The sequence below is a fragment of the Streptomyces cyaneofuscatus genome, from assembly GCF_042718795.1.
Lineage (GTDB): Bacteria > Actinomycetota > Actinomycetes > Streptomycetales > Streptomycetaceae > Streptomyces > Streptomyces cyaneofuscatus_A.
On sequence record NZ_JBHXOX010000040.1, the window covers coordinates 1 to 21,145 of the forward strand.

A 21,145-nucleotide genomic window follows, 5' to 3' on the forward strand; every position below is an offset into this window, starting at 1 on the left:
TCGACCGGCGTCGCCACGTGCACCTCCAGGTAGGGGGTCGCGCTGGTCGCGTGCCGCTTGCGGACCGCCTCGCGGCTGTCGGCGAACGGGGCGATGACGGGGACCAGTACCTTCACGCCGTTGGCGGCGAGGAGTTCGGCGACGAAGCCGATCCGGGCCACGTTGGTGTGCCGGTCCTCGCGGGAGAAGCCGAGGCCCGCGGAGAGGAACTCCCGGATCTCGTCGCCGTCGAGCACCTCCACCTTGTGGCCCTCGGTCCGCAGTCGGCCCGCCAGCTCGTACGCGATGGTGGTCTTGCCCGCGCTCGGCAGACCGGTCAGCCACACGGTGGCTCCCGTCTCCGTCACGCTCATCGAACTCTCCTGATCAGTCGTCATCAGCCGTGCAGCCCGCATTCGGTCTTGCCGCGTCCGGCCCAGCGGCCGGCTCGTGCGTCCTCGCCCTCCAGCACCCGGCGGGTGCAGGGCGCGCAGCCGACGGAGGCGTAACCGTCCATCAGCAGCGGGTTGGTGAGCACCCCGTGCTCCAACACGTAGGAGTCCACGTCGTCCTGGGTCCAGCGGGCGATGGGGGAGACCTTCACCTTGCGGCGCTTGGCGTCCCAGCCGACGACCGGGGTGTTCGCCCGGGTCGGGGACTCGTCGCGGCGCAGCCCCGTCGCCCACGCGGCGTACGCGGTCAGGCCGTCCTCCAACGGCTTGACCTTGCGCAGCGCGCAGCACAGGTCGGGGTCGCGGTCGTGCAGCTTCTCGCCGTGCTCCGCGTCCTGCTCCGCCACCGTCTTCCGGGGGGTGATCGTGATGACGTTGACGTCCATCACCGCGTCCACCGCGTCCCGGGTCCCGATGGTCTCGGGGAAGTGGTAGCCGGTGTCCAGGAAGACCACGTCCACGCCCGGCATGACCCGCGAGGCCAGATGCGCGACCACGGCGTCCTCCATGGAGGAGGTGACGCAGAAGCGCGGCCCGAAGGTGTCGGTCGCCCACTTCAGGATCTCGGTGGCGGAGGCGGCCTCCAGCTCCCGGCCGGCCTGTTCGGCCAGCTCCTGGAGCTCGCGGTCGGTGAGCTCTCCACTGATCAGAGTGTCCGTCATATCCGGTCCCCTTCACCGTCGTTGCGCTGCACTCCCCGGGTCAGCAGACCCAGGAACTTCAGCTGGAACGCACGGTTGCAGGAGGCACATTCCCAGGCGCCGTGGCCGGTTTCGTTGGGGCGCAGGTCCTCGTCGCCGCAGTACGGGCAGTAGAACGGGGCGGCTCGCTCGCTCATGACAGCGACTCCGCACTGGCGCGCGCCGCCCAGGTCGCGAAGCGCTCGCCGTCCTCGCGCTCCTCCTGGAACCGGCCGAGCACCCGCTCGACGTAGTCCGGAAGTTCGGCCGAAGTGACCTTCAGGCCACGGACCTTGCGGCCGAACCCGGCCTCCAGGCCGAGCGCGCCACCGAGGTGGACCTGGTAGCCCTCGACCTGGTTTCCGCTCTCGTCCAGCATCAACTGGCCCTTGAGACCGATGTCCGCGACCTGGATACGGGCGCAGGCGTTCGGGCAGCCGTTGATGTTGATGGTGATCGGGTGGTCGAACTCCGGGATACGGCGCTCCAGTTCGTCGATGAGCGAGGCGCCGCGCGCCTTCGTCTCGACGATCGCCAGCTTGCAGAACTCGATGCCGGTGCAGGCCATCGTGCCGCGCCGGAACGGGGAGGGCGTGACCTTGAGGTCCAGCGCCTCCAGACCGGCGACCAGGGACTCGACCTGCTCCTCGGCCACGTCCAGCACGATCATCTTCTGCTCGGCGGTGGTCCGCACCCGGCCGGAGCCGTGCGCCTCGGCCACCTCCGCGATCTTGGTGAGCGTGGAGCCGTCGACCCGGCCCACCCGCGCGGCGAAGCCGACGTAGAAGCGGCCGTCCTTCTGCCGGTGCACCCCGAGGTGGTCGCGCCAGGTCTGCGCGGGCTGCTCGGGCGCGGGCCCGTCGACCAGCTTCCGCTTCAGGTACTCGTCCTCCAGGATCTGGCGGAACTTCTCCGCGCCCCAGTCCGCGACCAGGAACTTCAGCCGGGCGCGGGTGCGCAGCCGCCGATAGCCGTAGTCACGGAAGATCCCGATGACCCCGCCGTACACGTCGGCCACCTCGTCCAGCGGCACCCAGGCACCGAGCCGCACCCCGAGCTTGGGGTTGGTGGAGAGGCCGCCGCCGACCCAGAGGTCGAAGCCGGGGCCGTGCTCGGGGTGGTTCACGCCGACGAACGCGATGTCGTTGATCTCGTGCGCCACGTCCAGGTTCGGTGAGCCGGAGACCGCGGACTTGAACTTGCGGGGCAGGTTGGAGAAGTCGGGATTGCCGATGAAGCGGCGCTGGATCTCGTCGATCGCGGGGGAGCCGTCGATGATCTCGTTCTCGGCGATGCCCGCCACCGGCGAACCGAGGATCACGCGGGGCGTGTCACCGCAGGCCTCGGTGGTGGACAGGCCCACCTCTTCGAGGCGCCGCCAGATCTCCGGCACGTCCTCGATCCGGATCCAGTGGTACTGCACGTTCTGCCGGTCGGTGAGGTCGGCGGTCCCGCGCGCGAACTCCTGGGAGATCTCCCCGATCACCCGTAGCTGCCGCGTGGTGAGCCGGCCGCCGTCGATCCGGACGCGCAGCATGAAGTACTTGTCGTCCAGCTCCTCCGGCTCCAGCACGGCCGTCTTGCCGCCGTCGATGCCGGGCTTGCGCTGGGTGTACAGCCCCCACCAGCGCATGCGTCCGCGCAGGTCGTTGGGGTCGATGGAGTCGAAGCCGCGCTTGGAGTAGATCGTCTCAATACGTGTCCGTACGTTGAGACCGTCGTCGTCCTTCTTGAACTGCTCGTTCCCGTTGAGGGGAGTGTGGTGTCCCACGGCCCACTGACCCTCGCCACGGTGGCGTCCGGCCTTGCGGCGGGGCGTGGTGGTCGCAGGCTGTTCCGGGGTAGCGGCCATGACAGGTACGTCCTTCGGGACTGCGGGAGGGCGGCTCTGAGCGGCTCTGATCGGCACACTCGCGCGGAGGCGCGGCGGTGCGCGGGGCAGTGTCAGAGGTAAGGGTGCGGCGGGGTGCTGGGACTCTCAGCGCGCCGGACAGATGGCGCTGGACATGCGGCAGAGGTCGACGTGGCGTCGACTCACCAAGGCAATTCCAGTTCCAGACATGACGGAAGCGTGTCACGCGGATCTCGGGACAGTCCACCACTATCCATGATGTGGACGAGATGGTCTCGAAGAACGAGACGCTGTGGTGCCGGTCACACGTGACGTCCGTGGCAATGAGGACAAATTGCCCCAGGATGGATCCGGTGAAGGCCCCTGCGAGGTGACAAGGTGGGAGATCAGCCGCCGTACGCTCCCGGCCACGGGCCCGGGGTCGCCACCGCCGGCTCCACCTCGGTCTCCGTGGCGAAGAGCCGGAAGCCCCGGCGCAGATAGTTGTCCATCGCGTACGGACCGTCCTTCGAGCAGGTGTGCAGCCAGACCCGCTCCGTCGGCGGCCGCTGGGGCCAGCGCTCCGCCAGGTCCCAGGCGCGCGCCACCCCGTACGAGAGCAGGTGACCGCCGATCCGCCGCCCGCGGAAGGCCGGGATGAGTCCGAAGTACAGGATCTCGACCACACCGCCGTCCTGCGCGTCCAGTTGGACGTATCCGGCCGGCGTGCCGTTCACGTACGCCACCCAGGTCTCGGACCCGGGCCGCTCCAGCTCCTCGCGCCACTGCTCGTACGTCATCGTCAGCCGGTCGGTCCACCGGATGTCGCCGCCCACGGCGGAGTAGAGGAACCGGTTGAACTCCGGCAGCGGCACCTCGGACCGTACGATCCGCAGGCCATCACCCTCCGGTACGGCGGCGGGCCGCAGATCGGCGGGCGAGGTCTGCTCCAGCGACCAGACGGTGACCTCGATGGTGGGCCCGGTCGCCGTTCCGGTCGCCTCGGTGGCCGGTACGGGGGGCTGCGCGGGGTTGCTCATGGCGGCCAGAAAACCATGCCGCCGCCGACCGGTGCACAGCGGGCCCGCCCATCGGCCCCGGTGAAGCCGACGCGCCCCCGGTCAGCCCGGTGCCGCCCCCCGCCGCGCCCCCGTCACCACCGGCGCCTTCGAGTGCGGCAGCAGGTCCGCCGGGTGCTCCGGGTGGACCACCTCCACGTCCACCCCCTCCCCGAAGCGGTACGGGCGGTGCGCCAGGACCTCCGCCAGGTGGCGCCGCAGCCGGGAGATCTCGGCCCGTACCGTCACCGTCCGGGTCGCGTCCCCGAAGAGGTCCTGCGCCAGCTCGGAAGCCGTGCGGCCCTCCCGGTGCAACGCCAGCGCGTACAGCAGCTCCGCGTGGCGCGGCGAGAGCCGCTGCGTCGAGGTCCCCAGCGGCCCCACCAGATGCACGGCCAGCGCCCGCGGCCGGCTCAGGTCCAGCACCGCCCGGCGCGGCGCCCCCTCCGCCGTACTGTCCGACACCTGCACCAGCCACCCGCCCGGCAACGGCTCCACCCGGCACATCCCGAGCGAGGGCAGCCACACCCTCCCCGCCACCAGCGACTTCGGCAGCGGCAGCCGGTCCACCGGCGGCATCCCCGTCACCGCCGCCAGCCACCCGTGCGTGTCCACCGCCAGCGCCCGGCCCCCCAGCCGGCACAGGATCGGCGCCGCCACCGCGCGCAGCCGCTCGATCGCCACCAGATGACGGGTACGGATCTCCCCCTCGGCGAGCCGCGCCACCGAGTCCACCAGCGCCAGCGTCGCCGGATGGAAGGTGGAGGCGGGTCCGCTGATGTCGACGATCCCCACCAGCCGCCCGTCCCGTGGGTCGCGGACCGGGGCCGCCGCGCAGGTCCAGTTGTGCAGGGCCCGGATGAAGTGCTCGGCCGAGTGGACCTGGATCGGCGCGCGGGCCGCCAGCGCCGTACCGATCGCGTTCGTCCCCGTCGCCCCCTCCGCCCAGGCCGCGCCCTCCTCCAGGCAGATGTCGTGCGCCCGGTGGAGCACCCCGGAGTTGCCCTGGCGCCACAGCACCCGGCCCTCCGCGTCGGTGACCACCATGATCTGCTGCGCGGCGTCCGCGATGGAGGCGAGGCCCGCCCGCAGCACCGGCATCACCTCGCCGAGCGCCGTACTGTGCCGCCGGTGCTCGATCTCCTCCGCCCGCAGCAGCTCGCTCTCCGGCGACTGCCCGGGGTCGATGCCGCTGCGTACGACCCGCTCCCACGAGGCGTCGATCTCCGCCCGTGGTGCGACGGAGGACCGCTCGCCCGCCAGCCGGGCCTCCCGGGCCCGGTGGAGCAGCCGGCTCGCCCGCTCCGCCTCCTGGCCGATCACCCGCACCGCTCCGGCAGAACTCGTCCGACTCATGGTCCCCACCCGTTCCCCCCGAAACACTGTGAGCTCTCCGGCCCCATCCTGCCGCTGCTCCGACGCCCCCCACCACGCAGTCCACACAATGGTTGCAACCCTTTGCAACTCTGGCGATGCCGCACCGAACCGTACGAGAGTGGGAGCGTGCCGTACGCCGGGCCCGTGCCCGGCGAGCGGCACGGTTCAAGCATGGAGGGTGGTGCCGTGTCGGCGCAGCACCACCCTCCGTCGCTTCCCCCCCCCGGGGGGGGCCTGATCCGAACGACCGGCCCTACTCCGCGACCGGCCGGGCCCGGTTCACCACCGCGCCCAGATCCAGACTGTGCGGCAGTGTCCCGAACGCCGTGCCCCAGTCCCCGCCCAGCCGCGAGGCGCAGAACGCGTCGGAGACCTCCGGCGGCGCCCACCGCACCAGCAGCGAACCCTGGAGCACCAGCGCCATCCGCTCCACCAGCCGCCGCGCCCGCGCCTCGATCCCCTCCAGGTCCGCCAGCTCGGTCAGCAGGTCCTTGATCGCCGCGTCCAGCCGGTGATCGGCCCCGCGCGCCTTCCCGACCTCCCGCAGGAACGCATCCAGCGCCTGCGGCTCCCGCTGGAGCGCCCGCAGAACGTCCAGCGCCTGTACGTTGCCCGAGCCCTCCCAGATCGAGTTGAGCGGCGCCTCACGCAGCAGCCGGGGCATCCCCGACTCCTCGACGTACCCGTTGCCGCCCAGGCACTCCAGCGCCTCGCCGACGACCGGCGTGCAGCGCTTGGTGACCCAGTACTTCGCGGCGGGCACCGCGATCCGCAGGAACGCCCGCTCCTCCTCGGTGTCCGTGTCGTACGCCGAGGCCAGCCGCATCGCCAGGACGGTCGCCGCCTCCGACTCCAGCGCCAGGTCGGCCAGCACGTTGCGCATCAGCGGCTTGTCGATCAACAGCCCGCCGAACGCGGAGCGGTGGGTGGAGTGGTGGATCGCCTGCGCCACCGCCTGCCGCATCAGCGCCGCCGACCCCACCACGCAGTCCAGCCGGGTGGCCGCCACCATCTCGATGATGGTGCGCACCCCGCGCCCCTCCTCACCGACCCGGCGGGCCCACGTCCCGTCGAACTCGACCTCGCTGGAGGCGTTGGACCTGTTCCCCAGCTTGTCCTTCAGCCGCTGGATCGCGAACACGTTACGCGTCCCGTCGGGCAGGACGCGCGGCACCAGGAAGCACGTCAGCCCGCCCGGCGCCTGCGCCAGCACGAGGAACCCGTCCGACATCGGCGCCGAACAGAACCACTTGTGCCCGGTGAGCAGGTACTCGCCGTCCCCGGAGACCGGCTGCGCGACCGGCTCCGCCCGGGTCGTGTTGGACCGCACATCGGTGCCGCCCTGCTTCTCCGTCATGCCCATCCCGAAGAGCACCCCGGCCTTCTCCTGCGCGGGCCGCAGCCCTTCCTCGTAGACGTACGAGGTCAGCCGCGGCTCCCACTCGGCGGCCAGCACCGGGTCGGTCCGCAGCGCGGGCACCGCGGCGTGTGTCATCGAGAGCGGGCAGCCGTGCCCCGCCTCGACCTGCGTCCAGACCAGGAACCCGGCCGCACGCCGCACATGGCCGGCCGGACGGCCCCAGGCATCGGTCAGCCCGGCGGCGACCGCGTGGCCCAGGAGCCGGTGCCAGGACGGATGGAACTCGACTTCGTCGATCCGGTGCCCATACCGGTCATGGGTGCGCAGAACGGGCGGATGGTCGTTGGCCTGCGCACCCCACTCCTGTGCCTGTGCCGATCCCGCGGACTGCCCGAGCGTCCCGAGTTCCTCCCGCGCCGCGGGCAGGACGCCCGGTTCGATGTGCCGCTCGACGGCTTCGGACAGGGCCCGGTCCGCGGCGAAGACGTCATAGCCGACCAGCGGCGGAACCTGATTGGTCACTGTGTGGGTGGTGGCTGCCATGCCGATACGGTAAGGAGGTGCAGGCAGCAAATGAAACACCCGAGCGGCCACCGGGCCGACTCCACCGGGCCCGAGTCCTCTACCGCAACGTCTCCAAGCGGCGGATGGCATGGCAGTTGCTCAAGGACACCGTCAACTCGTGCATCGAGTACCGGATCCTCGGGCTGGCGGCCGAGGCGGCCTTCTTCACCCTGCTCTCCCTGCCGCCACTGCTGCTCGGTCTCATCGGACTGCTCGGTTACGTCGACGAGTGGACGACCACCACCACGGTCGCCTCCATCGAGCGCAACATCCTCTCGGCCTCACAGACCGTGCTCTCCGAGCGCGGGGTCAACGACTTCGCCAAACCGCTGCTGGCCGACGTCACCACCGGCGCCCGCCCCGACATCATCTCCATCGGCTTCGCCATCGCCCTGTGGTCCGGCTCCCGCGCGGTGAACGTCTTCATCGACACCATCACCGTCATGTACGGCCTCGACGGCCACCGCGGCATCGTCAAGACCCGCCTGCTCGCCTTCCTGCTGTACGTCGTCGCCCTGCTGCTGGGCGCGGTGGTGCTGCCGCTGCTCGTCGTCGGCCCCGACCGGGTCGTCGAGTTCGTGCCCTGGGGCACCGAGGTCATAGCCGTCCTCTACTGGCCGCTGGTCATACTCCTGACCATCGCGTTCCTCACGACGCTCTACCACGTCTCCGTCCCCGTCCGGTCGCCGTGGATCGAGGATGTCCCCGGGGCGCTCGTGGCGCTCGGGATGTGGGTGCTCGGCAGCTTCCTGCTCCGGATCTACCTCACCAACACCGTCGAAGGCCCCACGATCTACGGTTCCTTGGCCGCGCCCATCGCCGTCCTGCTCTGGATCGGCATCTCCGCCTTCGCCGTCCTGGTCGGCGCCGCGGTCAACGCGGCCATCGACCACGTGTGGCCCTCGCTCGCCACCGCCGCCGCCCGCGAGGCCACCGAACGTGTCCGGGCCGCGCAGGCCGCCGAGTTCGTCGCCCGCACCCGACCCGCCACCTGGGACACCGGGGAAGAGGACGAGGACGACGGCCCGGCGTACATGCCCTCGGAGTTCCCCGAGCGCTGGTCCCGCTTCCTGCCTCCCGACGACGTCAAGTCACGGCTCCAGTCGACCTGGGAGAAGGAGCCGAAGGGGCCCAAGGAGGCGAGGGGGCCCAAGGAGCCGAAGGGGCCCATGGAGGCGAAAGAGGCGAAGACCAAGGAGCCCGGGCAGCCCCGGAACACCTCCGGACCGCCGTCGGTCTGACCCCGCGCGCTAGCGTGGAGACATGGCCGAGGAACAGCAGCGCTACCGGGAACGGCCGTCCGAACTCCCCGGCGCCGTCGTCTGGACCTGGGACGCTCCCGCCCCTCCGCTGCGCACGGCCCGCTCGGTCCTGCCCGACGGCTGCATGGACCTGATCTGGACCGGCGGCCGCATCGTCGTCGCAGGGCCGGACACGCACGCGTTCGAGGTGGAAGCAGAGAACCGGGCCTCCTGCGCCGCGATCCGGTTCGCCCCCGGCACCGCCCCCGTACTCCTCGGCGTACCGGCGCACGAGCTGCGCGACCACCGGGCCGCGCTGGCCGACCTCTGGCCCGCCGCGACCGTACGCCGCCTCACCGAGCGGATCGACGAGGCCCCCGACCCCGCGGCGGCCCTGGAACGGTTCGCCCTGGACCGGATCGCCGCCACCGGACCCCCGGACCCCCGGACGGTCGCCGTCGCCGAGGGCCTGCGCCGGGGCAGGACCGTCGCGGCGACGGCGGCGGAGGCCGGACTCGGCGCCCGCCAGCTCCACCGCCGCTCCCTGTCCGCCTTCGGCTACGGCCCCAAGACACTGGCCCGCGTCCTCCGCCTCCAGCGCGCCCTGGAACTCGTCCGCACCGGCCTCCCGTACGCCGAAGCGGCCTGCGCGGCGGGCTGCACCGACCAGGCGCACCTCGCCCGCGAGATGCGCGACCTGGCCGGCACGACCCTCGGTACCTACTTCTCGGCAGGCGAACCAGGCGAACCGGCAGACGCGGCGGCGAACAGCGAGACCCCGCACCCGTCCGGATCCAGCACCACCGCGTAGCGCTGCCCCCACACCGCGTCCCACGGCTTCAGGTGCCCCGCGTACCCGGCGCCGGTCAGCTCCGCGTACAGGGCGTCCACCTCCGCCGGGCTGTCACACACGAACGCCAGCCCCAGCCGCTCGCCGCCCGCCGGGCGCTCCCAGCTCGGGTCGAACGACAGGATGACGTCCTCGGTGTCCCACAGCAGCCGCTGCCCGCCCGGCAGGACCACCTCCACATGCGGGGCGGACTCCGCCCCGGCCGGGATGCCGAGGCCGAGCCTGCGGTAGAAGGCGAGCGAGGCCGCCAGGTCGGCCGTGATGATGCTGATCGCGTCGAGTCGTGGAGTCATGGAACGACCGTAGCCACCGGGCCTCCCCACGGTCTTGTACGAATCGGACGCGCGCGTCCGCCAAGGGTCACCCCCAGCACTCGCCCACCGACGTCCCCGCATCCGTCAGCGCCAGCCCCAGATCCGCCCGCTCCGTCACCCACCGCGTCGGCCGGTGGCGCGGGTCGCCCGTCGTCGCGTGCAGCGCCCGCTGGAGCTCCAGCAGCCGGGGCGCCCCGATCCGCTCACCCCAGGCCAGCGGCCCGGCCGGATAGCCGAGCCCGGTCGTCACCGCCAGGTCGATGTCGGCCGGGGTGGCGAGCGACCGCTCCGCGATCGAGGCACCCACCGCGACGATCGACGACAGCAGCCGCTGCGCGACGGAGCCCGCCGTGTCCCGCACCACCGTCACGGCGTGCGGCTCACCGCCCGCCGCCCGCGCCAGCACCGCCCGCGCGTCCCGGGCCGCCGCAGGACCGGTGGCGGCCGTCACCGCCAGGACCCGCCGCCGCCCGGCCGCGGGCAGCACCTCCACGCCCACCGTCCGCTCCGGCGGCAGCCCGCCCGCCCGGATCGCACCGGACACCGTCGTGCCCCAGGCCGGCACCAGCACCAGCGCATCGGCGGACGGCCCGTCGCCCCGCTCGACCCGGACCCCGGCCGCCTCCAGCGCACCGGCGAGGGCCTCCACGTACGGCCCGGTCTCCACGGACCCGCTCGCGGCCAGGAACACCGGCCGCTCACCGTTCCCGGTCACCGCCGGTTCCGGAGCCGGTCCTTCCGTGCCCTCGCCGTACGCGTACCAGCCCTGCCCGGTCTTCCGGCCGTGCAGCCCGGCCACCACCCGGTTCGGGGTGAGGTAGGAGGGGCGCAGCCGGTCCTCGTACCGGAACCCCTGCCAGATCGAGTCGATCACCGCGGCCGTGACATCCAGTCCCGTCAGGTCCATCAGCTCGAACGGGCCCATCCGCAGCCCCAGCACGTCCCGCGCGATCCGGTCGATGTCCGCGGGCACCGCCACCGACTCCTCCAGCAGCGCGAGCGCCTCCGTCACCAGCCCGCGCCCCGCGTGGTTGACCAGAAAGCCCGGGGTGTCGGCCACGGTCACCGCCCGGTGCCCGCACCCCTCCACCAGCTCGGTCAGCAGCACCGGGATCTCCGGGCGGGTCGCCGCCCCCGGCACCACCTCCACGATCCGCATCAACGGCACCGGGTTGAAGAAGTGCAGCCCGGCCAGGCGCGACGGGTCCTGGAGGGTCGCCGCGATCCGGGTCACCGACAGGGACGAGGTGTTGGTCGCGAAGACGGCGGACGACGGCAGCGCCCGCTCCAGCTTCCCGAACACCTCCGCCTTGGTCTCCAGGTCCTCCCGTACGGCCTCGATGACCAGCTCCACGTCCGGCCCGGCCGCCCACGGATCGGCCAGCGGCACCAGCCGCGCCACGGTCGCGTCCCGGCCGGCGGCGGACATCCGGCCCTTGGCCACCGCCCGGTCCAGCATCGAGACGACGAACTCCACGGCGTCGGTCACCGCCGCCGCCCGTACGTCGCCCAGCTCCACGGTGTGTCCCGCGCTCGCCGCCCACTGGGCGATGCCGCGGCCCATGGCCCCGGCTCCGACGATCCTGATACGCATGGCAGTTGGGGCCCTTTCAGCGGAGGTGGAGAGAAGTCCGGGTCGGCGGAGGTGGAGAAGAGTCCGGTGGAGAGAGGAGTCCGGGTCAGCGGAGGTAGACCCGGCCGGGGTCGACATCGTCGCGCAGCAGCCGTAGCTCAGCGCGCGCGGGCGGCTCCACCGTGGTCACCGTGTCGGCCACCTCCAGCTCCCAGCCGGTCGCGGCCCGCACCTGCTCGACGGTGACCCCGGGATGCACGGCGACCAGCCGCAGCTCGTCGCCGACGCCGGCGCGGGCGAGGATGCCCAGCTCGGTGATGACCCGGGTGACGCCGATCCCGAGCGGGCGGATGCCGTCCGCGAGCGCCCGGTCGGGACCCGGCGTCGTACAGAAGTCCAGCACGTCCGCGAAGGAGCGCGGGGTGTGGCGGCGCATCACGACGAAGACCTCCCGGGCGTTCGCCATCACCTCGACCCCGCCCCCGGAGCCCGGAAGCCGTACCGCAGGGCGCTCCCACTCCCCGATCACCGAGGTGTTGAGGTTGCCCCAGCGGTCGATCTGCGCCGCTCCCAGGAAGCCGACGTCGATGTGGCCGCCCTGGAGCACGGAGCCGAACAGCGCGGGCATCGGGAGCACCGCCTCGGCGCCCGTGATGAGGACCGCGTCCGCGATGGTCTCCGGCAGATGGGACGGATGAGCCCCGCAGACCCCGGACTCGTACACCACCTCGATCTCCGGCGCGACCGTCAGACGCGCCAGCTCGGCGGCGAGCGTCGGCAGCCCGATCCCCGCGAAGACGGTCCGGCGGCCCGCCAGTTCACGCGCGGCGACGACGGAGAGCAGCTCGGAGGAGGTGACGGACCCCGTCACCTGCGTACGCTCCTCGCTCACAGCCGCCTCCCGTAGTCGACCTGCCCGCTCAGCGCCTCGCCGACCGCGAGCCCGGCCCAGAACTCCTCGCCGAGCTTCGCCACGTACGCCGCGTGGTCGGCGGTCCCGTACACCCACTCCTCCAGCCACTCCCGCAGCCGCACCGGGTCCTTGCTGATCGCGGACCAGGACCGGTAGAAGGCGTTGTCCCGGTCGTAGTAGCCCTGCGCGAACGACGGATGCGCCCCGCGCGGGCAGAGCACCACCGCGTCGACCGCGTGGGCGGGGACGAGGGTGCGGTTCGGGTCCGCGCGCACCACCTCGTCCGCCACCAGCTCCTCCACCACCACGACCGCCTTCTCCGCCGCGTACACCGCCTCGGCCTGGATGCCGGTGAGCCCCCAGATCTGGGTGTTGCCCCGGCGGTCGGCGCGCTGGGCGTGGATGAACGTCACGTCCGGGTTGACGGGCGGTACGACGTAGATCTGCTCGGCTGATCCGTCGGCGGCCGGATAGGGCGAAGCGACCTTACGGATCCCGGGGTTGACCGAGGGCAGATCGCTGCCCGCGTAGGAGCGCAGCGGGTAGAACGGCAACCGCTGCGCACCGGCGAGGTAGCGGCAGACCATCCCGTAGTGGCTGTACTCCTCGTACGCCAGCGGCTCGGGGTCGGCGTGCTCGATACGCCGCCGCAGCTCACCGAGCGAACCGGCGGAGGAGTTCCCCACGAAGGAGGAGACCAGCCGCGTCACGCACCCGGCGGCCAGCATCTGGTCCACCACGATGTCCGCCGTCATCCGCACGACCGTGAGATCCCGGCGGCCCTGCCGGATGATCTCGTGCCCGGCGGCGGTCGGGATGAGGTGGGTGAACCCTTCGAGGCTCACGGTGTCCCCGTCATGGACGAAGGCGGCGACGGCCTCCCGCATCGACATGACCTTGCCGGCCGTCCGGTCCACGCTTCTCCTCATCGTCCGTGTACGACGGCATCGTCCGTGTACGACGGCCCCACGGTGTCAGCGCCCATTGATGGCTGTCCAATACCGAATTAAGGTCGGATCAAGTCGCCAGGCGTATCAATGACAGGAGGGGGTGTCCGTATGGAACTGCGCCACCTGAACGCCTTCCTCGCCGTGGCCGAGGAGCTGCACTTCGGCCGGGCCGCCAAGCGGCTCCAGATGGCCCAGCCGCCGCTGAGCCAGCAGATCCGCCAGTTGGAGAGGGAGCTCGGAGTCCAGCTCTTCCACCGCAACACCCGCTCGGTCCGGCTGACCGGCGCGGGGGAGTCCTTCCTCGAACCCGTACGGACCGTCCTGGGCGACCTGGACACCGCCGTACGGGCCGCCAGATCGGCGGGGATCGGCGAGTTGGGCCGGGTCACCATCGGCTTCGCCGGGGCCTCCAGCCACGAGACGCTGCCCCGGCTCACCCGCGCCGTGCGCGCCGCCCACCCCGGGCTCGAACTCGTCATGACCGGCCAGACGTACGCCAACACCGCCCTCGCCCGGGTCGCGGACGGCTCGCTCGACCTCGGCTTCGTCCGGCTGCCGGTGACCCGGCCCGGCGTCGCCCACCGGGTGATCGACGAGGAGGAGCTGGTCTGCGCGCTGCCCTCCGACCACCCGCTCGCCCGGCGGGAGGCCGTCCCCCTCGACGTACTCGCCGGCGAACCGTTCGTCTCCTTCCCCGCCAACTCCGGCTCCACCGTCCGCGACGCCATGACCGAGGCCTGCGAGAGCGCCGGGTTCACCCCGCGCGTCGTCCAGGAGGCCCCCGACTCGTACACGATCCTCGCCCTGGTCGCCGCCGGGGTCGGAGTCACCCTCACGGTCACCTCCGTCCAGCACATCCAGCAGAACGGCCTGGTCTACCGCCCGCTCGCCGGCCCTCCCATCCGCCTCCGGGCCGCTCTCGCCTGGCGCGCCGACAACCCCTCCGCCGCCCTGCGCGCGGTGCTCGCCGTGGCGGAGGACGCCCTGCCGACACCCGTGCGTCACCTGGATTGAGACGCCGGGCCTCTCAACCCGTCGCACATTCGATATTGGACCGACTCAGTGCCGCATGCGAAGGTCACTACCACCGCACGCCGCACCCGCGCATACCGCCACCAGCACCGCCCCCGGAAAGGCCCCGCCGTGCCGCTCGAAGTCGTCATCTGCGAACCGCTGCGCACCCCCATCGGCCGCTTCGGCGGAGCGTTCGCGCAGCAGACACCGGCCTCGCTCGCCGCGCACGTCATCGCCGAGGTCGTCACCCGTACGGGCATCGACCCCGACCGGGTCGACGAGGTGATCCTCGGCCACGCCTACCCGTCCAGCGAGGCGCCCGCCATCGGCCGGGTCGCCGCCCTGGACGCCGGGCTGCCCACCACCGTCACCGGCACCCAGATCGACCGCCGCTGCGGCTCCGGGCTCCAGGCGGTCCTGGACGCGGCCATGCAGATCCGGACCGGCTTCAGCGAGGTCGTGATCGCCGGAGGGGTCGACGTCATGAGCGCCGCGCCCTACTACACGCACGACGGCCGCTGGGGCATCAAGGGCCCCGGCCTCCAGCTCCACGACTCCCTCGCCCGGGGCCGGGTCACCGCCGGAGGGATCCACCACCCGGTCCCCGGCGGCATGATCGAGACGGCGGAGAACCTGCGCCGGGAGTACGGGATTAGCCGCGCCGACCAGGACGCCCTGGCGCTGCGCTCCCAGCAGCGGGCGGCCACCGCCACCGCCGAGGGCCGGTACGCGGCAGAGACCGTCCCCGTCACCGTCACCACCCGCAAGGGCGAGACCACCGTCACCGCCGACGAGCACCCCCGCCCCGACACCACCGCCGAGCAACTCGCCGCCCTGCGACCGGTGATGGCGAAGTCCGACCCGGAGGCCACCGTCACGGCGGGCAACGCCAGCGGCCAGAACGACGCGGCCGCCGCCTGCCTGGTCACCAGCGCCGAGACCGCCGAGCGCCTCGGCCTCACCCCGCTCGTCCGCCTCGTCTCCTGCGCCCGCGCGGGCGTCCCCGCCGCCACCATGGGCATCGCTCCCGTCGCCGCCACCCGTACGGCACTGGATCGCGCCGGCCTCACCCTCGCCGAGCTCGACCTGATCGAGCTGAACGAGGCGTTCGCCGCCCAGGTCCTCGCCTGCACCAGGGAGTTGGGCCTCGGCGCCACCGACCACGACCAGCGGATCAACGTCAACGGATCGGGCATCTCGCTCGGCCACCCGGTCGGCGCCACCGGAGCCCGCATCCTCGCCACGCTCACCCGCGAACTCCACCGCCGCGAGGGCCGCTACGGCCTGGAGACGATGTGCATCGGCGGCGGCCAGGCCCTCGCCGCCGTCTTCGAACGCGTCACGCCGTGACACCGGCGCCCGGCTGCTCGTACAGGTAGTGCCGCGTCCCCGCCAGCACCCCGCGGAACCAGGCGTCCACCTCCTCCTGCCCCATCGCCGCCCAGTCGGGGGTCTCCTCCACCTGCGCCCGGCCCATGCGGCGCCCCAGCTCAACCAAGTGGGCGCCCGCCGCCGTACGTTCGTCCGCGTACCGCTCCAGCGCCACGGCGGCCGTCGGCCCCTCGCGCAGCACCCGCTCCAGGCAGAGCGCGTCCTGCAACGCCTTGACCGCACCGCTCGCCGTGTGCGGCCGGCTCACCCCGGCCGCGTCCCCGGCCAGCAGCAGCGGCGACCGGGCGGCCCGGGGCACCTGGACATCGGCCACCGGATGGCAGGCCGTCGTGCGATGCGTGCCGTGGCCGACGATCTCCGCCCACGCCGCCGGGAAGTGCTCCTGCGCCAACTCGCGTACGTACGGCCCCGGATCGGCGCCCGCGTACGAGGAGGCGGGCGGCCTGCCGTAGATGGCGTACGCGAGCAACCGGTCGCCCGCTCCGGGGATCAGGTAGAAGATGCCGTGCCCGCCCGGGAGCCCCAGCGTCACCCACGCACCCCGCAGCAGCTCCAGCTCCCGGGGATGGTCCGCCAGCGCGCTCAGCGGAATCGCCCCGCGCCAGACCAGATAGCCGGCCGGCTCCGGAAGCAGCCCCGGCGCGAGCAACTGCCGCGTGCGCGAGGCGTGTCCGTCGGCCCCCACCACGAGGTCGTACCGCTCCGAACCCCGCGCGGTCGTGACCACCGCCCGCCCGTCCGCTTCCTCGCCGACCGAGGTGACGGGCTCGCCCCGCAGATACCGCACCGCGCCCGCGCTCGCCCGCAACGACCGCCACAGCAGACCCCAGTTGCACGGCGTCACGGGGGAGGACTGGCGGGCCAGCTCCCGCGCCGAGCGCCCGCCCGGCTCCCGGGTCAGCCAGACCCGCGTCGCCACCGGTGCCGTCTCCATCGCCGCGTCCAGATAGCCGGATGCGACCAGCCCCCGGTGGAGCGGCGGCGGCATCACGATGCCGAAGCCCCGGTCCTGGAGCTCGGCGCCGCTCCGCTCGTACACGGTGACGTCCGCCCCGGCCCGGGAGCCCGCGACGGCGGCCGCGCACCCGGCGATGCTGCCGCCGATCACCCCGATACGTAACGCTGTTGCTGTCGCTGCTGCCATGCTGCGACCCCTTTCCGGCGTCCTGCGTTCCTCGAAGCCGCACGCTCCGCTTCCGGGCGCGCGAAAGGTCCGGCCGGACAGTCCCCGCTGTCCGGCCGGACCTCGTCTCCGCGGCGGGTGGGTGTATCAGTCCCGCGCGTTACGGGTGCGGCGCATCAGCACCGACCCGCCCAGCAGCAGCGCGGCGCTCGCGCCTCCCGCCAGGCCGAGACCGGCGGCACCGGTGTCGGCCAGGCCCGGGGTCTCGGAGCCGGGGGTGTGCGTACCCGGAGTGTTCGGACCGGGGTTGTTCGATCCGGGGGTGTCGGTGGGCGGCTGCTCGGCCGGGGGCTCGTCGACCGGCGGCTCGTCGACGGGGGGCTCCTGGGTCGGCGGCTCGTCGACCGGCGGCTCCTCCGTGGGCGGCTCGTCGACCGGGGGCTCCTCGGTGGGCGGCTCGTCGACCGGCGGCTGCTCGGTCGGGGGCTCTTCGGTGGGCGGCTCCTCGGTGGGCGGCTCCTCCGTGGGGGGCTCCTCGGTCGGCGGCTCCTCCGTGGGCGGCTCCTCGGTCGGCGGCTCCTCGCCCGGCGGCTCGGTGGGCGGGTACTCGTCATCCGGGCCGCTCACGTTCGCGCAGGAGTTGCCGAACGCGGGGTTCAACAGCGCGATCACATTGACGGTGTTGCCGCACACGTTGACCGGGATGTGCACCGGCACCTGCACGGCGTTCCCCGAACCGACCCCCGGCGAACCGACGGCAGCGCCCTCGGCCGACGCGTCGGCGTGCGCGGAACCGCCGGCCGCGGCCAGGAGGCCCGAAGCGGCCGCCATGATGATCATGCTCTTGTTCAAGGTCTGTCGCATTACTTGCCCTTCCTTAGGACATTCGCGAAACATTCGCGTGGGTGCTTCGCACGCGGAGCCGTCGGGTGGTGCCGCTGTCGTGACGGACCCCCGGTATCCCCGCGGGAAGCCATGGTGAAAGTCGATACACGCGCGCTGGACGATTGCCCTAACGATCGAAGATGGGGCGGGAAACTCGCGGCGGCGTGGGAATTGTGTAATCACCCGAACGGATGGACTGGGCGAACCGCCTCCTGGCCCCGCCACCGCTGAAGGGAAACGATTCATCCCCAACTTTCCGGTTGGTGAACGGCGTTGACCTCGCCAGGGGCTGTGTGGCGATGGGTGCGGGGTGAGTGGGTGGTCGACGCGGGTCGACCCGTTCGGGCGAACGCGCACGGTGCCGCGTACGCATTTTCTTCACGAACAGATGGCCGTGCGAACAGGGGCGGTGTGAAGGGCGCGCGCAGGCGCGGGCCGGGCGCACTCCCGCGCAGTGCGCCCCCGTGCCCGGCAATCGGGTGAACGCGCGGAACCAAACAACCGGCGGCGAGTTGATCAGGGCGCTCCGCTACGGAGCGACCGGTACGAGAAGGGTTAATCGTGATCAAGAAGGTTCTGGCTACGGGCGCTGTCGCTGCCTCCATCCTCGGGCTCGGCTCGACGCAGGCCATGGCGATCGCCAACGATGGCGGTACCACGACGGTCAACGGCAACGGCGCTTCGCAGTCGTACGGCAACTCCGAGACGCACGGTGACTGGAGCCCGCAGTTCGCGCTGATCCAGGGCTCGCTCAACAAGCCCTGCATCGCCCTGCCGGCCAAGGCGAACCTCGGTTCGCTCATCGGCCTCGTGCCGATCACGGTCCAGGACATCAACGTCCTGTCCTCGCCGCAGAACCAGCAGTGCACCGAGAACTCCACCCAGGCCAAGGGTGACGAGGCCCTGTCGCACATCCTGGAGGACATCCCGATCCTCTCCGGCAACGGCGCGGGCAACGGCTGATCCGCAGCCGCTCTACTCGGGCCCGGGCCCTCGGCGTTCCTCCACCGAGCGGCCCGGGCCCGTCGCTCTCCCGGGAATGCGGCATCGTTTCTTCAGCCTTTTCCGCCGCATTCCCTGCCGCGCGTCTCCATGGCCGTTGCGGCATTCGGGCGGACATCCGGAAATCCGCCCGTGGAACAGTTTCGAACCCGGATGTTCATCGTTACGTAGGACAGCGCCGGAGTCCCGAGCGATCAGGATCTGCTCGGGCGGGCACGACAGTCGTGACCGCACCGGACTCCGCCGAGGAAAGGGACAAAAAAAGTGAAGTACACCAAGGTTGCCGCAGTCGCCGCCGGAACGCTCATGGCGATGGGTGCCGCTGCGCCGGCCATGGCCGACTCGGGTGCCGAGGCCATCGCCGCGGGCTCCCCGGGCGTGCTGTCCGGCAACATCGTGCAGATCCCGGTGCACATCCCGGTCAACGTCTGCGGTAACACCGTCAACGTGATCGGTCTGCTGAACCCGGCCTTCGGTAACACCTGCGTCAACGCGTGAACAACCGGTCCGGGCTTTCGAGCCCCGGACCGGCCAGGCCCCGGACGGCATCGGCCGCCCGGGGCCTTTGCGTCGGAGAAAGTCGCACGGGCGCAGTTTCCCGTACGCGGCCTGATCGTTATCCCTGGGGAAAGCGGCAGAAGTCACAGGTAAAGAAAGCTTGTGTGCGGCACGGAGACGTGACCGAAGCAGACGCCGCGCAGAAGGGAACCAGAAAAGTGAAGTACGCGAAGACCGCCGCACTCGTCGTCGGTTCCGTGGCTGCCCTGGGAACGGCCGCTCCCGCCTTCGCCGTCACTACCCCCACGGCCCCCAGCTTCAGCCTCGACAGCGGCCTCAACCAGGTGATGGCCAGTGCCCCGCAGGTCGTCGACCCGGTGGTGGGCGCGGTCGCCGAGACCGCCGAGACGGTCTCCGAGGACGGCACGGTCGGCAAGCTGGCGGGCCAGGCGACGGGTGTGGCCGAGGGCGCCGCTCCGCTGCTCGGCGGAGTTCCCCTCGGCGGCTGACCCTCGGCGGCCGACCGCTGTGGCGCGACCGTTCCCCCTGGTTCCTTCCTCGACCCGCATCACTCCCCAGAAGGGCTCTTTCATGTTCAAGAAGATCATGGCTTCCGCGGCGGTCGCCGCCTCGGTCGTCGGTGTCTCCGCTGCGGCCGCCCCGTCCGCCATGGCGATCGCCAACGACGGTGGCACCACGACGGTCAACGGCAACGGCGCCTCGCAGGCCTACGGCAACTCCGAGACGCACGGTGACTGGAGCCCGCAGTTCGCGCTGATCCAGGGGTCGCTCAACAAGCCCTGCATCGCCCTGCCGGCCAAGGCGAACCTCGGTTCGCTCATCGGGCTGGTGCCGATCTCCGTCCAGGACATCAACGTCCTGTCCTCGCCGCAGAACCAGCAGTGCACCGAGAACTCCACCCAGGCGAAGGGTGACGAGGCTCTGTCGCACCTGCTCAACGACATCCCGATCCTCTCCGGCAACGGTGCCGGCAACAACTGAGACCGGGTAGCTCCGGTCCGCACCGCGTGACCCGCGTGGGGCCAGTCCATCCGTACGGCGACCGTCCTTCGCCGGACCGGACGGACTGGCCCTTCGTCGTGGGCCGGCGCTTTCGGCCGGCGCCTCCGGACGGGGCACCCGGTTGGGCCGGATGCCGTAGCCCCGGCTGACGATCCGGGCCGGGGCGGGTAGGGCCTCCGCATGGATCCGTACGACAGTCAGACCTCGCAGAGCGCAGAGCCGTGGCCCGCACCGGGCGGCACCCCGATCTACGACCGGCTCGTCGCCGAGTGGCAGGCGGCCGGGCACGACCACCCGTCGGCCGAACCGCGGCAGGAGCCCGCCCCCCGCCGCGCCGTCGGATTCGTACCGGCGGCCCGCACCCCGGACGACGCCCCCGGCGGCTGAGGCTTGGGGGGACTGGGCGGTGGCGTCGACCTTGCGCCGGATCGAACCCATTTGAGTGGTACTGCGCAACCGATCGGGACCCCCGGCAGTTGATCAGTACGTTCCACAACGGGACGCTCCGAAAGGTGAAGTTGATGAAGAAGATGATGGCCGGCGCCGCAGTGGCCGTGTCCCTGCTCGGCCTGTCCGCGGTCGCGGCTCCCACGGCCATGGCGATCGGTAACGACGGTGGCACCACCACCGTCAACGGCAACGGTGCCGAGTCGGAGATCGGCAACGCCGAGACCAAGGGCGACTGGAGCCCGCAGAACCAGCTTGTTCAGGGCACCCTGAACAAGCTCTGCGTCGGCCTGCCGGCCAAGGTCAACGTCGGTTCGCTCATCGGCCTGGTGCCGATCACGGTCCAGGACGTCAACGTCCTGTCCAACCCGCAGAACCAGCAGTGCACCGACAACTCCACCCAGGCGAAGGGCGACGAGCCGCTGTCGCACATCCTGGACGACATCCCGGTCCTCTCGGGCAACGGCGTCGGCAACAACTGACGCGACACAGCCTGACGTTTCGAGCGCGGGCGGTCCGGGGGTCACTCCCGGGGCCGCCCGCCCTCGTTGTCACCGCACCGCACCGCACTGGCACCGCGCCTGTCGCGGCACCGGACATGGCGATGCCCACCACTCCA

General features: G+C 72.0%; 24 protein-coding genes. 10 read left to right on the forward strand and 14 right to left on the reverse strand.

Features of this window, described 5'->3' with window-relative positions; genetic code table 11:
- The 8 genes from ACFWRT_RS33790 to ACFWRT_RS33825 form a co-directional block, all read right to left on the reverse strand.
- Positions 1-353 (reverse strand): adenylyl-sulfate kinase (locus ACFWRT_RS33790; protein ID WP_380952324.1); only part of this gene is annotated, 353 nt, incomplete at its 3' end.
- A gap of 23 nt (positions 354-376) precedes the next feature.
- Positions 377-1,093: a phosphoadenylyl-sulfate reductase gene (locus tag ACFWRT_RS33795; protein ID WP_380952325.1), complete on the reverse strand. Its 717-nt coding sequence runs from the start codon at positions 1,091-1,093 to the stop codon at positions 377-379.
- A complete protein-coding gene (locus ACFWRT_RS33800) occupies positions 1,090-1,269 on the reverse strand; it encodes a hypothetical protein (protein ID WP_007449013.1) in 180 nt (59 codons plus the stop codon). Before ACFWRT_RS33800 ends, ACFWRT_RS33795 begins: the two co-directional genes overlap by 4 nt.
- On the reverse strand, positions 1,266-2,963 hold the full coding sequence (locus ACFWRT_RS33805; RefSeq protein WP_380952326.1) for a nitrite/sulfite reductase: 1,698 nt from the start codon (positions 2,961-2,963) through the stop codon (positions 1,266-1,268). Before ACFWRT_RS33805 ends, ACFWRT_RS33800 begins: the two co-directional genes overlap by 4 nt.
- 126 nt (positions 2,964-3,089) lie before the next feature.
- On the reverse strand, positions 3,090-3,173 hold the full coding sequence (locus tag ACFWRT_RS33810) for a putative leader peptide (RefSeq protein ID WP_317824784.1): 84 nt from the start codon (positions 3,171-3,173) through the stop codon (positions 3,090-3,092).
- A gap of 176 nt (positions 3,174-3,349) precedes the next feature.
- On the reverse strand, positions 3,350-3,982 hold the full coding sequence (locus ACFWRT_RS33815) for a GNAT family N-acetyltransferase (RefSeq protein ID WP_380952327.1): 633 nt from the start codon (positions 3,980-3,982) through the stop codon (positions 3,350-3,352).
- An 81-nt stretch (positions 3,983-4,063) separates the two neighbouring features.
- On the reverse strand, positions 4,064-5,356 hold the full coding sequence (locus ACFWRT_RS33820; protein ID WP_380952328.1) for a helix-turn-helix domain-containing protein: 1,293 nt from the start codon (positions 5,354-5,356) through the stop codon (positions 4,064-4,066).
- 274 nt (positions 5,357-5,630) lie between these two features.
- A complete protein-coding gene (locus ACFWRT_RS33825; RefSeq protein WP_380952329.1) occupies positions 5,631-7,280 on the reverse strand; it encodes an acyl-CoA dehydrogenase family protein in 1,650 nt (549 codons plus the stop codon).
- Between the two features lie 17 nt (positions 7,281-7,297).
- On the opposite strand from ACFWRT_RS33825, the gene ACFWRT_RS33830 reads away from it, so the two are divergent.
- Positions 7,298-8,542, forward strand: coding sequence for a YihY/virulence factor BrkB family protein (locus tag ACFWRT_RS33830; RefSeq protein ID WP_380952330.1), 1,245 nt, complete (start codon positions 7,298-7,300; stop codon positions 8,540-8,542).
- Between the two features lie 22 nt (positions 8,543-8,564).
- Positions 8,565-9,353 carry a DUF6597 domain-containing transcriptional factor gene (locus ACFWRT_RS33835; RefSeq protein ID WP_380952331.1) on the forward strand — a complete coding sequence of 263 codons (789 nt, stop codon included), beginning with the start codon at positions 8,565-8,567 and terminating at the stop codon, positions 9,351-9,353.
- On the opposite strand, the gene ACFWRT_RS33840 is transcribed toward ACFWRT_RS33835, so the two are convergent.
- The 4 genes from ACFWRT_RS33840 to ACFWRT_RS33855 all read right to left on the reverse strand — a co-directional run bounded on the left by ACFWRT_RS33840 (position 9,263) and on the right by ACFWRT_RS33855 (position 13,109).
- Positions 9,263-9,685 carry a VOC family protein gene (locus ACFWRT_RS33840; protein ID WP_380952332.1) on the reverse strand — a complete coding sequence of 141 codons (423 nt, stop codon included), beginning with the start codon at positions 9,683-9,685 and terminating at the stop codon, positions 9,263-9,265. The genes ACFWRT_RS33835 and ACFWRT_RS33840 overlap by 91 nt on opposite strands.
- Before the next feature lie 67 nt (positions 9,686-9,752).
- On the reverse strand, positions 9,753-11,300 hold the full coding sequence (locus tag ACFWRT_RS33845) for a 3-hydroxyacyl-CoA dehydrogenase (RefSeq protein WP_380952333.1): 1,548 nt from the start codon (positions 11,298-11,300) through the stop codon (positions 9,753-9,755).
- An 85-nt stretch (positions 11,301-11,385) separates the two neighbouring features.
- Positions 11,386-12,171: a CoA-transferase subunit beta gene (locus ACFWRT_RS33850; protein ID WP_380952334.1), complete on the reverse strand. Its 786-nt coding sequence runs from the start codon at positions 12,169-12,171 to the stop codon at positions 11,386-11,388.
- Complete coding sequence (locus ACFWRT_RS33855; protein ID WP_380952335.1) at positions 12,168-13,109, reverse strand: CoA transferase subunit A; 942 nt, start codon at positions 13,107-13,109, stop codon at positions 12,168-12,170. The genes ACFWRT_RS33850 and ACFWRT_RS33855 overlap by 4 nt, the downstream gene beginning before the upstream one ends.
- Positions 13,110-13,250: 141 nt before the next feature.
- Between ACFWRT_RS33855 and ACFWRT_RS33860 the strand changes: the two genes are divergently transcribed.
- Both ACFWRT_RS33860 and ACFWRT_RS33865 read left to right on the forward strand, forming a co-directional pair.
- Positions 13,251-14,156 carry a LysR family transcriptional regulator gene (locus ACFWRT_RS33860; protein ID WP_380952336.1) on the forward strand — a complete coding sequence of 302 codons (906 nt, stop codon included), beginning with the start codon at positions 13,251-13,253 and terminating at the stop codon, positions 14,154-14,156.
- Positions 14,157-14,285: 129 nt separating this feature from the next.
- Positions 14,286-15,506, forward strand: a complete 1,221-nt coding sequence (locus tag ACFWRT_RS33865; protein ID WP_380952337.1) for an acetyl-CoA C-acetyltransferase — start codon at positions 14,286-14,288, stop codon at positions 15,504-15,506.
- On the opposite strand, the gene ACFWRT_RS33870 is transcribed toward ACFWRT_RS33865, so the two are convergent.
- Both ACFWRT_RS33870 and ACFWRT_RS33875 read right to left on the reverse strand, forming a co-directional pair.
- Entirely contained in the window at positions 15,496-16,692 is a 1,197-nt protein-coding gene (locus tag ACFWRT_RS33870; protein WP_380952338.1) for an FAD-dependent monooxygenase, read from the reverse strand. The genes ACFWRT_RS33865 and ACFWRT_RS33870 overlap by 11 nt on opposite strands.
- Before the next feature lie 126 nt (positions 16,693-16,818).
- Entirely contained in the window at positions 16,819-17,535 is a 717-nt protein-coding gene (locus ACFWRT_RS33875) for a chaplin (protein WP_380952339.1), read from the reverse strand.
- A gap of 582 nt (positions 17,536-18,117) precedes the next feature.
- Between ACFWRT_RS33875 and ACFWRT_RS33880 the strand changes: the two genes are divergently transcribed.
- The 6 genes from ACFWRT_RS33880 to ACFWRT_RS33905 all read left to right on the forward strand — a co-directional run bounded on the left by ACFWRT_RS33880 (position 18,118) and on the right by ACFWRT_RS33905 (position 21,008).
- Positions 18,118-18,519 (forward strand): rodlin, encoded by a 402-nt coding sequence (locus ACFWRT_RS33880; protein ID WP_128850016.1) that lies wholly within the window; start codon positions 18,118-18,120, stop codon positions 18,517-18,519.
- A gap of 303 nt (positions 18,520-18,822) precedes the next feature.
- The gene (locus ACFWRT_RS33885; protein ID WP_380952340.1) at positions 18,823-19,056 is read left to right on the forward strand and encodes a chaplin; all 234 of its coding nucleotides are present in this window, start codon (positions 18,823-18,825) and stop codon (positions 19,054-19,056) included.
- Between the two features lie 218 nt (positions 19,057-19,274).
- Entirely contained in the window at positions 19,275-19,565 is a 291-nt protein-coding gene (locus tag ACFWRT_RS33890) for a hypothetical protein (RefSeq protein WP_018514627.1), read from the forward strand.
- 82 nt (positions 19,566-19,647) lie between these two features.
- Positions 19,648-20,058, forward strand: coding sequence for a rodlin (locus ACFWRT_RS33895; protein ID WP_380952341.1), 411 nt, complete (start codon positions 19,648-19,650; stop codon positions 20,056-20,058).
- Positions 20,059-20,259: 201 nt separating this feature from the next.
- Positions 20,260-20,466, forward strand: coding sequence for a hypothetical protein (locus tag ACFWRT_RS33900; protein ID WP_380952342.1), 207 nt, complete (start codon positions 20,260-20,262; stop codon positions 20,464-20,466).
- A gap of 134 nt (positions 20,467-20,600) precedes the next feature.
- Positions 20,601-21,008 carry a rodlin gene (locus ACFWRT_RS33905; RefSeq protein ID WP_364776401.1) on the forward strand — a complete coding sequence of 136 codons (408 nt, stop codon included), beginning with the start codon at positions 20,601-20,603 and terminating at the stop codon, positions 21,006-21,008.
- Positions 21,009-21,145: the final 137 nt, after the last annotated feature.

Bases quoted from the DNA above. Each gene is read 5' to 3' on its own strand.
- ACFWRT_RS33795 (WP_380952325.1), bottom strand. From the start codon at position 1,093: ATGACGGACACTCTGATCAGTGGAGAGCTCACCGACCGCGAGCTCCAG.
- ACFWRT_RS33800 (WP_007449013.1), bottom strand. From the start codon at position 1,269: ATGAGCGAGCGAGCCGCCCCGTTCTACTGCCCGTACTGCGGCGACGAG.
- ACFWRT_RS33805 (WP_380952326.1), bottom strand. From the start codon at position 2,963: ATGGCCGCTACCCCGGAACAGCCTGCGACCACCACGCCCCGCCGCAAG.
- ACFWRT_RS33810 (WP_317824784.1), bottom strand. From the start codon at position 3,173: ATGTCTGGAACTGGAATTGCCTTGGTGAGTCGACGCCACGTCGACCTC.
- ACFWRT_RS33815 (WP_380952327.1), bottom strand. From the start codon at position 3,982: ATGAGCAACCCCGCGCAGCCCCCCGTACCGGCCACCGAGGCGACCGGA.
- ACFWRT_RS33820 (WP_380952328.1), bottom strand. From the start codon at position 5,356: ATGAGTCGGACGAGTTCTGCCGGAGCGGTGCGGGTGATCGGCCAGGAG.
- ACFWRT_RS33825 (WP_380952329.1), bottom strand. From the start codon at position 7,280: ATGGCAGCCACCACCCACACAGTGACCAATCAGGTTCCGCCGCTGGTC.
- ACFWRT_RS33835 (WP_380952331.1), top strand. From the start codon at position 8,565: ATGGCCGAGGAACAGCAGCGCTACCGGGAACGGCCGTCCGAACTCCCC.
- ACFWRT_RS33840 (WP_380952332.1), bottom strand. From the start codon at position 9,685: ATGACTCCACGACTCGACGCGATCAGCATCATCACGGCCGACCTGGCG.
- ACFWRT_RS33845 (WP_380952333.1), bottom strand. From the start codon at position 11,300: ATGCGTATCAGGATCGTCGGAGCCGGGGCCATGGGCCGCGGCATCGCC.
- ACFWRT_RS33860 (WP_380952336.1), top strand. From the start codon at position 13,251: ATGGAACTGCGCCACCTGAACGCCTTCCTCGCCGTGGCCGAGGAGCTG.
- ACFWRT_RS33870 (WP_380952338.1), bottom strand. From the start codon at position 16,692: ATGGCAGCAGCGACAGCAACAGCGTTACGTATCGGGGTGATCGGCGGC.
- ACFWRT_RS33875 (WP_380952339.1), bottom strand. From the start codon at position 17,535: ATGCGACAGACCTTGAACAAGAGCATGATCATCATGGCGGCCGCTTCG.
- ACFWRT_RS33895 (WP_380952341.1), top strand. From the start codon at position 19,648: ATGTTCAAGAAGATCATGGCTTCCGCGGCGGTCGCCGCCTCGGTCGTC.
- ACFWRT_RS33900 (WP_380952342.1), top strand. From the start codon at position 20,260: ATGGATCCGTACGACAGTCAGACCTCGCAGAGCGCAGAGCCGTGGCCC.
- ACFWRT_RS33905 (WP_364776401.1), top strand. From the start codon at position 20,601: ATGAAGAAGATGATGGCCGGCGCCGCAGTGGCCGTGTCCCTGCTCGGC.